We start from the raw sequence: 15,484 nt of genomic DNA, 5'->3' as shown, positions 1-15,484 counted from the left end.
CCCCCCCCCCCCCCCCCCCCCCCCCCCCCCCCCCCCCCCCCCCCCCCCCCCCCCCCCCCCCCCCCCCCCCCCACTTCTGGCTTGGGGCTCGACTGTCGTCGACATCGACGCCGCGTGGGCAGCCGCCACACAACCAGGTCGCTGGCCAGTACTTGGCGCGACGGGGCCCGGAGCTACAGACCGGAGTGTGCGGCGACCGGGTGGCCGTAGTCGAACGTGTAGTCCTGGAGCTTGCCGGCCTGGGCCGCAAGCTCCTCGACGGTCCACTTGCCGTCCTTGGTCACGCCGTCGACAATCACGAACGGCTGGAAGAGGTGAACCTCCCCGCCCATCACGAAGAAAACCCGACCGTTGATCGGGCAGTCCGTCGTGGCGAGATAGGCGACGAACGGCGAGATGTTCTCCGGGGCGAGGGGCGACCATTCCCCTTTCTCGTCTTTCTCGTTCTCGGCGGACGCCGGCGCGCTGTCGTTCCGCTTTCCCTGCACCGCGGCGGTCAGCCGGGTGCTCGCCGCCGGCGCAACGGCGTTGACCCGCACCCCGTACCGCTTCAGCTCGAGGTTCGTGATGATCGAGAAAGTCGCCAGTCCCGTCTTCGCCGCGCCGTAGTTGCTCTGCCCGACGCTGCCGAACAGTCCGGACGTCGACGAGGTGTTGATGATCGACCGCGCGCCGTCCCGGCCCGCCTTCGACTGCGCCCGCCAGTAGTTGGCCGCCGCCCGCGTCGGCGCGAAGTGGCCCCGCAGATGGACCTTGATGATCGCGTCCCAGTCGTCGTCCGACATCGTCACGAGCATCCGATCACGCAGGATTCCGGCGTTGTTCACCAGCACGTGCAGGTCACCGAACGTCTCGACCGCCTGGTTGACGAGGTTCTGCGCACCCTCGGTGCTGGCGACGTCGTCGTAGTTGGCGACGGCCTCACCGCCGGCCGCCTTGATCTCATCGACCACCTGCTGCGCCGGCGTCGCGTCCGCACCGCCGCCATCCCGGGCACCGCCAAGGTCATTGACGACAACCTTGGCACCCTCGGCGGCGAACAGCAGAGCATGCTCACGACCAATGCCACGACCGGCACCCGTGATGATGCACACCCGGTCCCTCAACGCGTCCACCGCAGCCCGCCCCTTCATGAAACCGTCGTCGGATACGCCGCCAGGGCGGCGCGATCGGGCCGGTCGACTCGGGCTTGCCTGCTCTGCCGACGTCCATGCAGGCGCCCCCAGGTCCCGGTTCACGGCCACCTTCGCCCGTCCGCGATTCCATCACGGTTTCGCTCCGCCGGTCACCTTGCCCGCCGCCGGCGGCCACCAGCACGCGCTCGACCATTCTTGTGTCGCGGGCGCCCACCGGCACCCGGTATCGTCACCGTCCGCACTGGGCAGCGGAGCAAGATCCCGCTAACCAGGTCGCCGTGGGGGGCAAATCAGACACAAACCCGCCCACAACGACCTGTTTGGATCTTCGACGGGCCCACCTCCGGGAGTGCCGCTGCGGAACGTGACCCTGGCCGCGCGGTGGGCGCGGTGGGCGCGGTGGGCGCGGTGGGCGCGGTGGGGGCACGGCGCGGTTACTGGTGGGCGTGGGGTTCGGGTCCCGGTGGGAGCTGGCCACCACGCGTGTGTCCCGGTCGGTGCATAGTGTCGTCAGGGAACAGAGTCTCGTCAGGAAACAGAGCCTCGTCAGGTGAGCGGACGCGGCGGAGGGAACGAACGCCATGACGACCACGCCCCCATCCACCATCACGCCCCGGACCACCGCCACGTCACTGCCGCTGGTCGGGACGGCCAAGCCGTCCGCGGCGGCGGACCGGGGACGGGTGCACGCGGAACAGGCCAGCAAGCGGGTCCGGGCGCTGCTCGGCGGCCAGGTCGTGGTTGACACGATCCGACCGGTGCTGGTCTGGGAAGGGCCGCACTATCCCGTCTACTACGTGCCCCGGCAGGATGTCCTGGCCGCCCTGGAGCCGAACGGCAAGACCGTCCGCTCGCCGAGCCGGGGCGACGCCGTCCGCCACGACGTCGTCATCGGTGACCACCGGGCTCCGGACGCGGCCGGCACCTACCCCGACTCCCCCATTGCGGAGTTCCAGGACCTGGTGCGCATCGACTGGGCCGCGATGGACACCTGGCTGGAAGAGGACGAGATCGTCTACGGCCACGCGCGCAACCCGTACCACCGCGTGGACATTCTTTCCAGCTCGCGGCATGTGACGGTCGAGATCGACGGCGTCACGGTCGCCGACTCGGTCCGCCCTGTCATCTTGTTCGAGTCCGGTCTGCGTCCGCGCTACTACCTGCCGCTGACGGATGTCCGGACCGACCTGCTGCTGCCCTCCGACTCCGCCACCCACTGCCCCTACAAGGGCACCGCTGGTTACTACTCGGTGCGGGTCAACGGCACGGTGCACCAGGACGTCGTCTGGATCTACCGCACCCCGCTGGCGGAAAGCATCCGGATAGCCGGCCTGGTCTGCTTCTACGACGAGAAGGTCGACCTGTTCGTCGACGGCGCGCACACCTAGACGAGTAATTCCTTGGCCTGGCCCGGACGAACTCCGAAGGCCGTGGCGCACTCTGACGCTGTGCATCAGGTGCGTGGACGTAGAGAGAGGGTCTCCAGGATCGAGTTGTGACGCAAGACCTGGAGACCCTCCTCACCGCACTTTACGTAAAGATCGACGACAGGTACGGCAGGGGGCGGCGCGTGGGCAGACACCCGCTACTGTCCGATGCCGAACTCGTCTGCCTGGCCGTGGCCCAGTCGCTGCTCGGCTACACGTCGGAGGCTCGCTGGCTGCGCCACGCCCGCAAGCACCTGTCCGATATGTTCCCCTACCTTCCGCGGCAGCCGGGCTACAACAAGCGGCTGCGCAACGCGTTGCCACTGGTCAAGCAGGTCATCCGGGACCTCGCGACGGACATCGACTTCTGGTTCGACGACGTGTGGATCACCGATGCGACACCCGTGCCGGGCGGGATGTCCAGGCCGACGGTGAAGCGTTCCGACGCGGCCGGCTGGGCCAACTACGGCTACTGCGCGTCACACTCGCGCTTCTATTGGGGGCTCAAGCTCTCACGCCCGTCGGCATGCCGATCCTGTGGACGCTGGCCGACCCGAAGATCGGCGAGCGGGAGGTCCTCGAAGCGATGCTCGACCGCGACGAGGACCTGATCCACGAGCGCGGAAAGATCCTGCTGATCTCGGACAAGGGGTTCGCCTCCGGCGAGCTCGAGAAGCACCTGACCGAGGAGAACATCGAACTGCTCCGGCCACACCGCAAGAACGAGAAGGTGCGGCCCGGGGAGTCGCTGCTCCGCCGAGTTCACCCAGCGAATCTCGCTGTCCGTGATGGGTTTCGGGGGTGGTGGCGGCGCTGGTGAGTGGGGGTGTGGTTTTCCGGGGCCGACCCGTCGTCACGCGCGGTGGCGGGCAGGGGCGTCGTCCTCCCGGGCCTCGGCGATGACGAGGGCCACGTCGTCCTGCGCGTCGCCGGCGGCAACCATGAGCTGATCGGCGAGGTCGCGCAGAGCGAGCTGCCCGGATGTCGCGGCGGTGCGGGCGCGGGCATGAGCCTCGGCGACGAAGCGGACGACATCGTCCATGCTGTCGGCGATGGGGTGGCCGCGCCGTTCGACCAGGCCGTCGGTGAACAGCAGGATGCGGGTCCCGGCCGCACCGGGATTGTCTCGATGTCGGGCGGCGGGCCCGTCGATGCCCAGCGGCCCTGCACGTCGCCGATGACGACGGCGGCGTGACCGGTCGGCGTCTCGAACGCGTCGTAGAAGTCGCCGCCGATCTCCGCCTGGCAGCCGAGACCACGTGCCCCGCTCGGTCTGGAACCTGCTCACGCCCGAAGCTGGCGCAGCAGGTCGTCAGGCACGTCGGGCAATGGGTCGGAGATGTATCCGAACCAGCCGATACCATGCTGGTCGCGCCGGAGGCGGTTGACCGTCGTGCCGAGAGGTTCCTCGATGTAGCTTGAAAAGAGGGACCCAGCCCACTCCGCCGGCCCCAGTTCCTCTTCTTCCTCCGGCCCGGTCGAAACATCGATCGGCCAGCGTATACCTACCAGCACGTCGGCGACATGAGGATGCTTGGCATTCTTGTATACGACACATACGGCAGGTGAGGGTTCAGCTCCGCGGTCGACCCAGGATCCAAAAATTGTCACTCCGGGGTCGGGAGACCGACTGAGGCGGAGAACCTGCGAAAGGAACTCATCGGCCAGCCGTGCACCCTGGTCGGTACTCATACCTCATGATACGCCGTCAGGATACCAAGCGGCGCCTGATCCGGCGCACTCCTGCTCGGCGCATACTCGACCACCACCCTTGCCCACCACGTCCGGCTGTGCGGAATCGGGCAGCCACACCTACCGGTGAACCTCTTTCGAAAGACAACTTTCGTGCTGCTGTTCTTATCCAGCTTGACCTGTTCCGGGTGGAATAGGGTGTCCTCGATCTGCGGCCAGGTCAGCTCGCCGTCATGCTTTTCCTCGATCTTGACCCTTCCGAATCCACTCTCCCCTCGCCCGAGATAGTCTCCCGGCTTGTAGTAACCGTAACGCAGGGGAACCCGGTCATACTTGATGCACGGCAGCAGATTACAGGTGGTCGGATACCAGCCCAAGATCCTGTACGGACCGGAGTCCGCCGCCAGGGCCGGCAGTGCCACCTGCAGAGAGAGTGCCAGGAAAAGCGTCGCCAAAAGCGCGGTCAGGCGAGCCCGAGACGGCCACATTGTTTCCCCGTCCACTGCGAAGAGAATGTCCCGAATGCCAACAACAGCAGCATAGGGAACACGTCGGGGCGAGGCCACCGAATACAGCCGAACTGTTCGATCTTGCCATATGTCAAATTCCCGGCCCGTTACCTGCGTTCTCGTGGATCGGGTCGCCGTTTTTGGACCGGCGCAGCGCCGCAGCGGCCATCAGATGAGACCTACGACACCCCAGGCGATCCGCGGGTGGAGGCGCATCCGACCATGGCGTCCTGGCCTTCGTGAACCGCCCGGACCAGCTTGACCGGCTCCGGCGGGATGATGGCCGCATCTGCGCGGGGGTCGGACCGCCACGCGGGTGGTTGGCCCGGTGTGTCCGCCGTATCCCGACCGCCCGCGGTGCGCGAGGCCGTCAACCCGGCCGGTCGGACGGTGCGTCGAGGCCTAGTTCGGCCCTGAGCCGATGGCGTTCCAGGCGGTCGAGCGAGGTGCCGGACAGCGTCGGCGCGGACCCGACGAGCAGGCGGGTGTACGGATGCCGTGGCTCGTTGACCAGTTCCGCGGTGGGACCGTGCTCGACGACGGAGCCCTGATAGAGCACCACCGTGCGGTCGGTGATGCCGGCCACGGAGCCCAGATCATGGGAGATGTAGAGAAGCCCCACCCCGGCCGTGCGCAGACCGGTCAGACTGGCCAGGACCTGCACCCGGCTGGCCGCGTCGAGGGCGCTGACCGGCTCGTCGAGGATGATCAGCCGGGGCCGCGTCGTCAGGGCGCGGGCGATGGCCGCCCGTTGCCGCTGCCCGCCCGACAGCTCCCCCGGGTGCCGCGACAGCAGCGACTCATCCAGCCTGACGGTGGCCGCGAACCTCCGCACCGCCTCGTCGATCTCGGCCCGGGCGAGGCCGCCGCGGATGCGCAGCGGCTCGGCGATCGAGTCCGCGATCACCAGGTCGGCGTCCAGGCTGCGCAGCGGATCCTGGAAGACGTACTGCACCACGCCGCGGCGCCAGAAGTCCCGCCAGCGCGAGCGGGAGAACGTGGTCACCTCCTCGCCGCCGACGCGGATACTCCCACCAGAGGCCCTGACCAGCCCGAGGACGGCGCGGGCGATCGTGGACTTGCCCGACCCGCTCTCGCCGATCAGCCCCACGATCTCACCCGCGTCCACCCCGAGCCCAGCCGAGCGGATGATCTGCCGCTTGCCTCGCCGTCTGCCGAAATGAACATTCAGACCTTCGATACTCAGAAACGGACCGGTCTCAGACAACGTCCAACTCCTTGGCCCGGATGTAGCGATCCAGTCCGTAGCGCTCATGCTCGGCGATGAGAAGCTTGGTGTACTCATGGTGCGGCGAGGTCAGAACCTGGCGGGCGGGGCCGTGCTCGACCACGTCACCCGACTTCATGACCAGGACGTCGTCGCACAGCTGCGCCACCACGGCCAGGTCGTGTGAGACGACGACCAGCGACAACCCCTCCTGCTCCTTCAGCTCGACGAGCAGATCGAGAATCTCGGCCTGCACCGTCACGTCCAGGGCCGTCGTCGCCTCGTCCGCCACCAGGATGTCGGGGTGCAGGGCGATGGCGGTCGCGATCAGGACGCGCTGGAGCATGCCGCCGGACAACTCGTGGACGTACTGCTCGTAGACCAGCTCGGGCTCGCGCAGGTGCACCGCCGCGAACAGGCGAAGCGTCTCCTGTCTGGCCTGCCTGCGGGAAAGCCCCTTCTTGACCCGCAGCACCTCCTGGACCTGCTTGCCCAGCGGGATCGACGGGTTGAGGTACGAACCCGGATCCTGGAAGACGGCGGAGATGACATCGCCACGGACGTCGAGCCAGTCCTGCCTGCGCAGGTCGGCGGTCCTGCGGCCCAGGATGTCGACGTGGCCGCCGGTCCGCTCGATCGGCTTGGGCAGGATGCCGAGTACGGCGCGGCAGGTCAGGGTCTTTCCGCTACCGGACTCACCGACGATCCCGAGAATCCGCCCACGGCGCAACGCGAAGCTGACGCTCCTGACCAGATTCTCACCGACGAGCGCGTTGGCGATCCGAAGATCACGCACATCCAGGACCACATCCGACAGCCCGGCTCCCTGCTCGCCCTCCTCGTCCTGTTCGCCCTGCCTGGCCAGCTCGCCCTGCCTGGGCGAGGGCCTCTCGTCGAGCGTGACGAGGTTGGTCCGGGATTGCGCCTGACGTTCGGAGCGGGCGGTCTTCTTTACCGCCCGGGCGCTCAGCAGCGCGCGACCGGCCTCCCCCGACACATCGCGGGCGGCGTCCGCGAACAGGTTGCAGGCCAGCACCGAGATGAGAATGAGAGCGATCGGCGCGATCGGCGCGTACGGCTGGATCGCAATGTATTGCAGGTCGGAGGCCAGAATCCCACCCCAGGTCGCCGTCGGCGGTTTCACCCCGATACTCAGGAACGTCAGGCTGGCGATGACCACCAGACCGATTCCGATGGTGGTGGACAACGCGATGGCGATCGGCGGCATCACCTTGGCCCAGACGTGTTTGCGCACGATCCACCAGGTGGAGGCCCCGGAGAGGATCGCCGCCTCGACGTACTGCGAGCGCGCCACCGAGAGCGTGGCCGCCCTGGCCACCCGGTAGAAGACCGGCGCCAGCAGGAATCCCACCGCGAACAGCGCCTGGATGACGCCGTTGCCCAACAGCGCCGTCATCGCCACCGCGAACACCAGGAAGGGCAGCGCGATCAGGGTGTCGATGACCCGCAGGCTCACCCACTCGAACACCCGGCCCAGATAGACCGAGAGGATTCCCGGCAGCCCCCCGAACACCAGGGCGATGGCGGCGACCAGCAACGCACCCCAGATACTCAGGGGTGCGCCGGCCAGCAGCCGGCTCAGGACGTCCCGGCCCAGATAGTCGGTCCCGAGCAGGTGCGCTCCGGAGGGATCCTGAAGCTGGGTCGCCCCCGCCCGGTTCGGCGCGTCGGGAGCGAGCAGCGAACCGAACGTCGCCAGCAACGCGATGAGGGCCACCAGCACTATCGCGACCCGGCCGCTGGCCAGCCGCCACACGAGTTTCAGCACGGTCAGACTCCTCGCGAGGCAGCCGGAATGAGCCGCGTGAGTAGGAGGTTCACCAGCAGGTTGAAGAGCACGACGAGAAGCACGGCGACCACCAGCACGGCCTGGACGGCGGGCACATCGCCCTTGATCGCCGACTCGCTGGCGAACATGCCGTAGCCGGAAAGCTGGAAGATCGACTCGGTGACGACGGCACCGCCGAGCAGGTTGGGGAATTTCAGCCCGAGCACGGCCACCGCCGGGCCGACCCCGTTGCGCAGCACGTGGACGAGGAAGATCCGGCGGCCGCTCAGACCGCGCACCACCGCGCCGACGACGTAGTTCTCCCGCTTGGCCGTGACCAGGCCGACCCGCAGCTGCCGGGCGACGTCGGCGACCGTGTCGAAGCTCAACGCGAGCGCGGGCAGGATGATGTGACTCAGCCAGGGCCCGAATCCGGCGTCGAACGACGCATATCCCGCCGCGGGAAGCCAGTTCAGGTTCACGGCGAAGATATCGATGAGGACCACGCCGACGATGAACGGCGGCAGCACCGACATCACCGACGCGAAAATCGTGACCGTGCGGTCCACCCAGGTGGACTCGTAGTGCGCGGCGAGCGCGCCCAGCGCGAATCCGACCACGATGCCGATCAGAAGCGCCAGCCCGGCGGCCGACAGACTGATGATCGCACGGCCGGTCAGAAGCGAGCTCACCGAGTTCCCGTTGACCCAGCTTCTACCGAAGTCTCCGCGCAGTACCTTGCCGAACCAGTCGACGTACTGGACCAGGAACGGCCGGTCGAGGCCCCACTGCTTCTCGAGGTCGTGCACGGCCTGCGGCGTGGCCGCCTCGCCCAGTTGCAGGGTGGCGGGATTCAGGCCGCTCAGCGTGCCCAGGAGAAACGTGAAGAACGAGCCGAGCAGGAAGACCGGGATGAAGGCGGCCACCAGTCTACCCAGGACCACGAGAGTGCGTCGAGCGCGACGCTTCGACGTACGTGTTCGGCTCGTCGGCCGGGCCGGCGCCACCGCGATCGCCATCGGCTAGCCCCCGAACCGGGGCGTGAGCGCGTCGTCGCGGCGCCGCAGCCGCGGGTGGACCTCGGTGGCGAGCACCTCGAGGCCCTCCCGGTGCGCGGGTGAGCCGGTCGCCGCGAACGGCAGGCTGAACAGGTAGGTGGACGACCGGTTGACCGCCGCGTCGTGGTTGAGCGTCTCGACGACATCGTCCGCCGAGCCGAAGGCGATGTCGCTGTCGATCAGATACTTCTCGACCGACGTCGCGTCGGTGTTCTCTGGGCGACGAGGATGCTCGGCCGCACGCGCTTCGAAGTCCGCGGTGGCACGCGCTATCGCGTCGCGGCGCGACGATCCGAGCAGCACCGACCGCGAGACGCCGATCCGCGGTCCGGTGTTCCGGGCATGGAACGAGGTCAGGTAGCTGTCGATGAGCGGGGACTGGACGTCCCCGGCCGCACCGTCCGGAGTCGAGCGGAACAGCAGCAGGCCGTCGCCGGCGGCGCCGGCCGCCGCCGCGGTGGCATGATCACCCGTTGCCTGCCAGATGTGATCGAGCAGGTCGCCGGCCGGCGGATACAGGGCGACCCGCTTGTCACCGGCCTCGATGGGCCCGCCGAGTGCGTTCTTCACCGCGGCGAGGGAACGGGAGAAGAGCTGGTCCCGGTCGCCTTCGTGGAGCCCGAAGGCGTTGTACGCGTCGGTGGAGAATCCCAGCGGGTTGCCCTTGCCGACGCCGAACTCCAGGCGCCGCGAACTCAGCACGTTGACCAGTGCGGCCGTCTCGGCAAGCCGAAGCGGGCTGTCGAAGGCCAGCGGAACGACCGCTGTTCCCAGCCGGATGCGATCGGTCACCTGGGTTGCCGCCGCGAGCAGTCCGAGCGCCGTGGGGATACCGATGTGCGAGCTGAAGTGCGCCTCGGCCACCCAGGCACACGAGTAGCCCAGTGTCTCGGCGTCCTGGATGGCCGCCAGGGCCTCGCGGTACACCTGGCCGGGATCCTCTCCGGCCGGCGTGCTCAGGAACACGGAGAGTTCTCCTCGGGCATCGAGGCCGCGGGCGAGCGCCGGGCTCGGTGTCGTCGACGCCGCACTGTCGACAGGCATGGGTTCTCCTCGGTGTGCGCGGTGGACCGACGATCAGGCAGCCACAGGGAATCCGGCAGCGGCGGACGCGTCGAGCGGGCCGGGCGGCCTGCCGAGTAGGCGGCCGCGGATCAGCGCGGGATCCGTCGGCCGCCTACTCGGTGATGGGACGGTCAGACGGTCAGGCCGATCCAGCGGAAGCTGCCGTCGACCACCGGAAAGGCGGAGAACGACTTTCCGGTGACGTAGATGTTCGGCGTGCTGTACAGGGCGATGTTCGAGCCGCCCTCGACACCGGCCTTGGTCGCCGCCTGCAGGACCTGCTGGTAGTTCGGCGCGTCCAGCGGGGTCGACAGCACCTTCTGGCGGGCGGCGGCGTACTGCGGCGAGCTGGTCGGCGCGCTCAGGTTCAGGATGCCGCCCGGGCCGAACTGGTCGTCGAGCGCGCCGAGCTTCGAGTCCCGGCCCACCCAGCCGTAGAGCGTGAACACGTCGGTCTTTCCGTAGTAGCCGGTATAGAACTGGCTGACCGTCTGCGCGTTGATCTTTATGTTGATGCCCACGTCCTGCAGCTGCTGCTGAAGGAGCTCACTCGCCGCGTTCAACTGGTTGGTGATGATGTCGAGCTCGATGGTGAGTGAGCCGGGCTGGTAGCCCGCCTCGGCGAGCAGCTGCTTGGCCTTGGTCGGGTTGAAGGTGTACTCGCTGTCGAGAGCGGAATTATAGGCCGGCGACGTTGACGAGAAGGGCTGCACCGTGGGCTTGGCGAGCCCGAACCCCAGCTGGCTGACGAGCTGTCTGCGGTTGATGGCACTCTGGACCGCCGCAACCACCTTGGGATTGTTGAACGGCGCCTTGTTGACGTTGAGGCTCAGGAAGTACGCGCCCCACCCGCGGCTCACGTCAGCGACCACGTTCAGACCGCTCTTCTTGGCCAGGGCCACGTTCTGGGCGGAGAAGTTGGTGGAGAAATTGTAGACCCCGGTCTGCAGGCCGGACAGGACCGTGGCCGGGTTCACGTTGAGCGAGATGGTGATGCGCTTCACGTGGATGTCCTTGGCCGCCCAGTAGCCATCCCACTTCTCGAGGGTTACGGACGATCCCGGCACCAGCTTGACAACCTTGAACGGGCCGGCGCCGACGGGGCTGTTCGTGTTGAGTGCGGACACGTCCGCCTTGGCGGCCCGCTCACTGGCGAGCAGACTCGAGCGGTTGGCCAGGATGAACGGGAGCTGGTAGTCGGCCTGCTTCAGGTTGAGCCGGACGTGGGTGTCGTCGATGACCGTCGCCGAGACGACGTCCTGCCAGAGGGCCTTCAGCGCGGAGTTCTTCTGCGTCTTGAGTCGCTGGACGTTGTAGGCGACGCTCTCGGCGTTGAGCGGTGACCCGTCCTGGAAGGTGAGGCCGGAACGCAGGGTGACGGTGATCTGGGTGCCGGTGCCGTTGTATTCCCAGCCGGTGGCAAGCGCCGGCTGGACCTTTCCCTGCGCGTCCAGGGTGAACAGCGGCTCGTAGATCGTCGACAGGACCTGGGTGGCCCCGGTGGCCCCGACCACCACCGGGTCCCAGCTGGGAAAGTCACTGATATACGCCCATTTGATCACACCAGAATCACCGCTCGAACTGGCGGTGGTGACGCCCCCAGACCCGGAGCACGCGGCCACGAGAGCACCGGCCAGCACCATGGATATCGGCAGCATGAACAGGCGCAGCACGCGACGACGGATCGATCTTTTCATTCCAGGAATCCCTCAGCTTTTCATCACGAGAGCAGGCCCGCAGTAGTCGTACTGACGCGGACCCAGAACGCAGGGAAATACGACGAACATCTCCGGTCCGGATCAGACTCCCGCCACCGATGGCTCGACCGTCGGCACGGACGGGGACGCGGGATCCGCCGGAGGTGCCGGTGTCCAGCCCAGGGCCGGCGCGACCTCGGTGGCGATGAGCTCGAGGGCCCGGATGGCCGTGTCGTGCTCGATGATCGCGGGGTTGAACTGGGTGATCAGGTCGGTGGCGACCGGCAGCACCTTCTCCCGCCGCAACTCGGAGACGATCTCTTCGGGATGCCCGTGGAAGCTGTGGAAACGGCGCAGGGCCTCGGCGGTGTCGATGTCCTTCGGAAAGGCGCCGCGCTCGGCGAAGTGCCGCGCCGCGGCGAGCACGTCCGCGCCGATCAGGGCCACGCTCGTGCGCCGGTCAGCCGCCGGGAAGACGAACCGGGACAGCCCGACACGCGGCGCGTGCGGCTGGTCCCAGGCGTCGAGGTAGGCGTCGGCCCACGGCCGCTGCACCTCGTCGGTGGGCGCGTCGTGGCCGTAGGTGGCGCGGTTGAGCAGCAGGTTGGAGCCTGACCGCGCCGCGTGCCGGGCCCCGGCCTCGCTGAAGACGCCCTGCCAGATCCGGTCGGTGAAGTCACCGACCGGCGGCTGGATGGTGAAGCCCGGCGCGCCGACCTCCTCGTTCGCGAGCGCCCGGCGCAGCACCGCCAGACCCTCGCTGGTCAGCTCCCGGCGGCGCGCCACGTCCCGGCCGAACACGGCGTACTCCAGCTCGCTGGCGCCGCTGCCGACCCCGAGCTCCACCCGGCCACCGCTGAGCGTGTCGACGACCGAGACGTCCTCGGCAAGGCGGACCGGATCCTCCAGCGGCAGGATGGTGATCGCGGTGGCGAGGCGAATGCGCCGGGTCAGCGCGGCGGCGTGGGCGAGGAACGTCCACGGCGACGGCAGCCCGCCGCCGAGCAGCGGGACGTGATGCTGGGCCACCCAGCCGACGTCGAAGCCGAGCTCGTCGGCGGCGACGAAGAGTTCCTGGGCGTGCCGGTAGGTAGCCCTCGCGTCGCCGTGCCCCTCGACGTGGGTGAGGAAGCCGAGCCGGAACCGCGGCCGCTGTGTGGCCGGAGCCGGACTGGTCATTGGACCGCCCCCTCCACCGGCCGGGAGGCTACCGGCCGGGAGGCACTCTGGGCCGTCGCGGGCGCGGGAGGCCGCGCGGGCGCGGGCGCGGGAACGGGAAGCGGCCGCGCGGGCGCGGGGGACCCCGCAGGTGCCGCCCGGTGCTCCCGCAGGACGGTGTGCCGGTTGGCCGGGATCGGCAGGCCAAGGTTGCCGCGCAGGGTGTCGCTGTCGTACTCGGTGCGAAACAGTCCACGTCGCTGGAGCAGCGGCACCACGTCGGCGGTGAAGCGCTCCAGCTCCTCCAGGGTCCGAAAGCGCAGGTTGAGGCCGTCGGCCGCGTCGGTGAGGAACCACTGCTCGATGACGTCGGCGACGGTGTCGGGGGCGCCGGTGAACGGCGACGGCGAGTATTCGGTCACCGTCTCCACGACCTCGCGCAGGGTGAGCCCCTCCTGGCGGGCCTGCCGCACGATCTCCAGGCCGCGGGTGCGCCCGCCGCGCTCGGCCAGATGCTCGACGTCGGGGAAGGGGGCATCCAGGTCGTGCTGGCCGAAGTCGTAGGCGCCGAAGGCACGGCCGAGAAAGCCCAGCTTGCGGTCGAAGTCGTTGTCGGCATCGAAGATGTCCCGGGACAGCCGGTAGGCATTCTCGTCGCTGTCGGCGACGACCGGGCTGGCCCCGACGAGGATGACCACGCCCCGCGGGTCGCGGCCGAGCGCGGCGGCGCGGGTCTTGATGTCACGGTAGTACGCCCGGGACTCCTCGATCGTCCCGCCGGGGGCGTAGATGCCCTCGGCGACTCGGGCGGCCAGGGCACGTCCCTCCTCGGATACCCCGGCCTGGAAGATGACCGGCTGGCCCTGCGGCGAGCGGGACAGGTTCAGCGGCCCGGCGACCCGGAAGTGCTCCCCGACATGGTCGAGCGAGTGCAGCCGGGTCGGGTCGAGGAAGACACCCCGCTCGACGTCGGCGGGGAACGCGTCGTCCTCGTAGGAGTCCCACAGGCCGCGCACCACCTCGACGGCCTCCAGCGCGCGACCGTAGCGGGTCGGGTAGTCGAGATGCTCGTCGAGGCCGTAGTTGCGGGCCGTGCCGGTGTCGAAACTCGTGACCACGTTCCACCCGGCCCGGCCGCGGCTGATGTGGTCCAGGGAACTGAACCGGCGGGCCAGATTGAACGGCGAGTTGTAAGTGGAACTCGCGGTGCCGACCAGGCCGATGTTGCGGGTGTGGGTGGCGACGGCGGACAACAGCGTGAGGGGTTCGAGCCGACTGAGATAGTGCGCCGGATACGTGGCGTTGATGAACTGGCTGTCGACGATGAAATAGGCGTCGAACAGCGCCGCCTCGGCGATCTTCGCCTGCCGGATGTAGTAGTCGATGTCGATGCTGGCATTCTTCGGAACCCGCGGGTCTTTCCACAGGCCGTGCTGGCCGGGGCCGCCGACGCCGTAGGCACTCAGCGCGAGATGCAGCGATCGGGTCATGTGTCGGTTTCCTTCCCTGGTCTGACGGGGCCGGTTCGGACGGTTCAGACGTTCAGCAGGACGTGCGGCGCCTTCTTACGACTCGGCACGGCAGCCCTGACGGGCTCGACAGGCATACGTGAGCCAGCCAGCCGGACCGCGGGGACGGAAAAACGGGCATGACGGATGACAGGAAGACGGGAGGGTCGATGGCAGCGGTCGAGACGTGCCTTCAATACGTTGAGAAGGCACCGGCCACGCAGCGGCCGATCACGAAAAGCGAGAGAAAGGGCGCACAGCCGACCGGCGGCGCGCCAGGAGAATCAGGACCCCGCGAAGGTCAGCTACAGAGGGCAGCCTGACCGCGGGCAAAATCCAGCCAGCGACACCACGTGAGCAGCACGCCGGTCAGCTGGGCCATACGGGTCAGCATGCGGTGCGGACGACCCGATGTCCAACGACATTTCGTGATGACGAGCCATCACGACTCGTGATGTTTTCTCGAACAAGACGGCGCGGAAGCGTGGCTCAGGCAGCGGTGGTGGCGAAGTCGGCCGTCGTGACCGGGACGGTGGACAGGGGGCCGGTGACGCCTCCGACCAGGACGGTCCAGCGGCTGCCGGTCCGGTCTATGCCCCCGGTGGTCGACTGCTGCGGCGCCCAGACGATGTCACGCGGGCCGCAGGAGTAGTAGCCGACATAGTTCGGCTGGCTGGTCGGGGAACTCCAGGCCCCGCCGTCGCGCAGCCGGCAGCGGTCTCCGTTGGCGAGGACCAGGGCGAGCGGGACGGGGTGCCTGGGTGGGGAGACCCTGGCGACGAGCGACTGGGCGGTCAGCCTGGTGAGCGTGCGCGAGTACGGGTCGCGCAGACAGAGCATCCGGCGGGCCTGGGGTGTCGGCCAGCAGGTGTCGGCGGACGCGGCGCTGGGCGAACAGTAGTAGATGTCGCCGCTGACCGCGGCCGGCGACGGGTACGCCTGGCTGGTGTCGCCGCAGTCGATCGGCGCGCCCGGATCGTCATCGCTCCCGTCGACGGTCCAGCCGCTCGCCGGTTGTCCACGACGGTCGACCGGAGCCAGGTTGACCACCTGGGTCACCTGGCCGCCCGGCGCGCCGGTGACCCGCACGCCGGTCCGCCCCGCACTGGCACAGCCCGCGAGCACCGCCAGCGACGCCGCCACCGCAACGGCCCTCCACCAGTGGACGCCGGCTGGTCGCCGACCCGCCCGTCCTGCCCACATGCTCGCCTCCCGGC

General features: G+C 68.6%; 13 protein-coding genes and 1 pseudogene. 2 read left to right on the top strand and 12 right to left on the bottom strand.

From position 1 onward, the window contains the following. Positions 1-173 precede the first annotated feature (173 nt). Entirely contained in the window at positions 174-1,133 is a 960-nt protein-coding gene (locus tag MXD95_RS13965; RefSeq protein ID WP_250641041.1) for an SDR family oxidoreductase, read from the bottom strand. A gap of 584 nt (positions 1,134-1,717) precedes the next feature. Between MXD95_RS13965 and MXD95_RS13960 the strand changes: the two genes are divergently transcribed. Both MXD95_RS13960 and MXD95_RS29655 read left to right on the top strand, forming a co-directional pair. Next, the gene (locus tag MXD95_RS13960) at positions 1,718-2,524 is read left to right on the top strand and encodes a DUF427 domain-containing protein (RefSeq protein WP_250641040.1); all 807 of its coding nucleotides are present in this window, start codon (positions 1,718-1,720) and stop codon (positions 2,522-2,524) included. Positions 2,525-2,631: 107 nt separating this feature from the next. After that, positions 2,632-3,365: pseudogene (locus MXD95_RS29655) on the top strand (transposase family protein); the annotation flags it as partial. A gap of 51 nt (positions 3,366-3,416) precedes the next feature. Here the strand turns inward: MXD95_RS29655 and MXD95_RS13945 are convergent. The 11 genes from MXD95_RS13945 to MXD95_RS13895 form a co-directional block, all read right to left on the bottom strand. Next, positions 3,417-3,851, bottom strand: a complete 435-nt coding sequence (locus MXD95_RS13945; protein WP_250641037.1) for a SpoIIE family protein phosphatase — start codon at positions 3,849-3,851, stop codon at positions 3,417-3,419. Beyond that, positions 3,848-4,255 carry a hypothetical protein gene (locus tag MXD95_RS13940; RefSeq protein ID WP_250641036.1) on the bottom strand — a complete coding sequence of 136 codons (408 nt, stop codon included), beginning with the start codon at positions 4,253-4,255 and terminating at the stop codon, positions 3,848-3,850. The genes MXD95_RS13945 and MXD95_RS13940 overlap by 4 nt, the downstream gene beginning before the upstream one ends. Then, a complete protein-coding gene (locus MXD95_RS13935; RefSeq protein ID WP_250641035.1) occupies positions 4,252-4,821 on the bottom strand; it encodes a hypothetical protein in 570 nt (189 codons plus the stop codon). The genes MXD95_RS13940 and MXD95_RS13935 overlap by 4 nt, the downstream gene beginning before the upstream one ends. Positions 4,822-5,134: 313 nt before the next feature. Further along, positions 5,135-5,992, bottom strand: a complete 858-nt coding sequence (locus tag MXD95_RS13930; RefSeq protein WP_250641034.1) for an ABC transporter ATP-binding protein — start codon at positions 5,990-5,992, stop codon at positions 5,135-5,137. Continuing rightward, on the bottom strand, positions 5,985-7,781 hold the full coding sequence (locus MXD95_RS13925; protein ID WP_250641033.1) for a dipeptide/oligopeptide/nickel ABC transporter permease/ATP-binding protein: 1,797 nt from the start codon (positions 7,779-7,781) through the stop codon (positions 5,985-5,987). Before MXD95_RS13925 ends, MXD95_RS13930 begins: the two co-directional genes overlap by 8 nt. Before the next feature lie 2 nt (positions 7,782-7,783). Beyond that, the gene (locus MXD95_RS13920) at positions 7,784-8,725 is read right to left on the bottom strand and encodes an ABC transporter permease (RefSeq protein ID WP_250641032.1); all 942 of its coding nucleotides are present in this window, start codon (positions 8,723-8,725) and stop codon (positions 7,784-7,786) included. Positions 8,726-8,803: 78 nt separating this feature from the next. Beyond that, the gene (locus tag MXD95_RS13915) at positions 8,804-9,883 is read right to left on the bottom strand and encodes an LLM class flavin-dependent oxidoreductase (RefSeq protein ID WP_250641031.1); all 1,080 of its coding nucleotides are present in this window, start codon (positions 9,881-9,883) and stop codon (positions 8,804-8,806) included. Positions 9,884-10,035: 152 nt separating this feature from the next. Continuing rightward, complete coding sequence (locus MXD95_RS13910; RefSeq protein ID WP_250641030.1) at positions 10,036-11,601, bottom strand: ABC transporter substrate-binding protein; 1,566 nt, start codon at positions 11,599-11,601, stop codon at positions 10,036-10,038. Positions 11,602-11,703: 102 nt separating this feature from the next. Next, complete coding sequence (locus MXD95_RS13905) at positions 11,704-12,780, bottom strand: LLM class flavin-dependent oxidoreductase (protein WP_250641029.1); 1,077 nt, start codon at positions 12,778-12,780, stop codon at positions 11,704-11,706. Then, positions 12,777-14,249 (bottom strand): NtaA/DmoA family FMN-dependent monooxygenase, encoded by a 1,473-nt coding sequence (locus MXD95_RS13900; RefSeq protein WP_250641028.1) that lies wholly within the window; start codon positions 14,247-14,249, stop codon positions 12,777-12,779. Before MXD95_RS13900 ends, MXD95_RS13905 begins: the two co-directional genes overlap by 4 nt. Before the next feature lie 507 nt (positions 14,250-14,756). Then, on the bottom strand, positions 14,757-15,410 hold the full coding sequence (locus MXD95_RS13895) for a hypothetical protein (RefSeq protein ID WP_250641027.1): 654 nt from the start codon (positions 15,408-15,410) through the stop codon (positions 14,757-14,759). Positions 15,411-15,484 lie beyond the last annotated feature (74 nt).

The organism is Frankia sp. AiPa1 (assembly GCF_023243075.1).
Classification (GTDB): domain Bacteria; phylum Actinomycetota; class Actinomycetes; order Frankiales; family Frankiaceae; genus Frankia.
The sequence above is the reverse complement of the archived record's forward strand: the minus strand, read 5'-3'. Positions and strand labels throughout refer to the sequence as shown.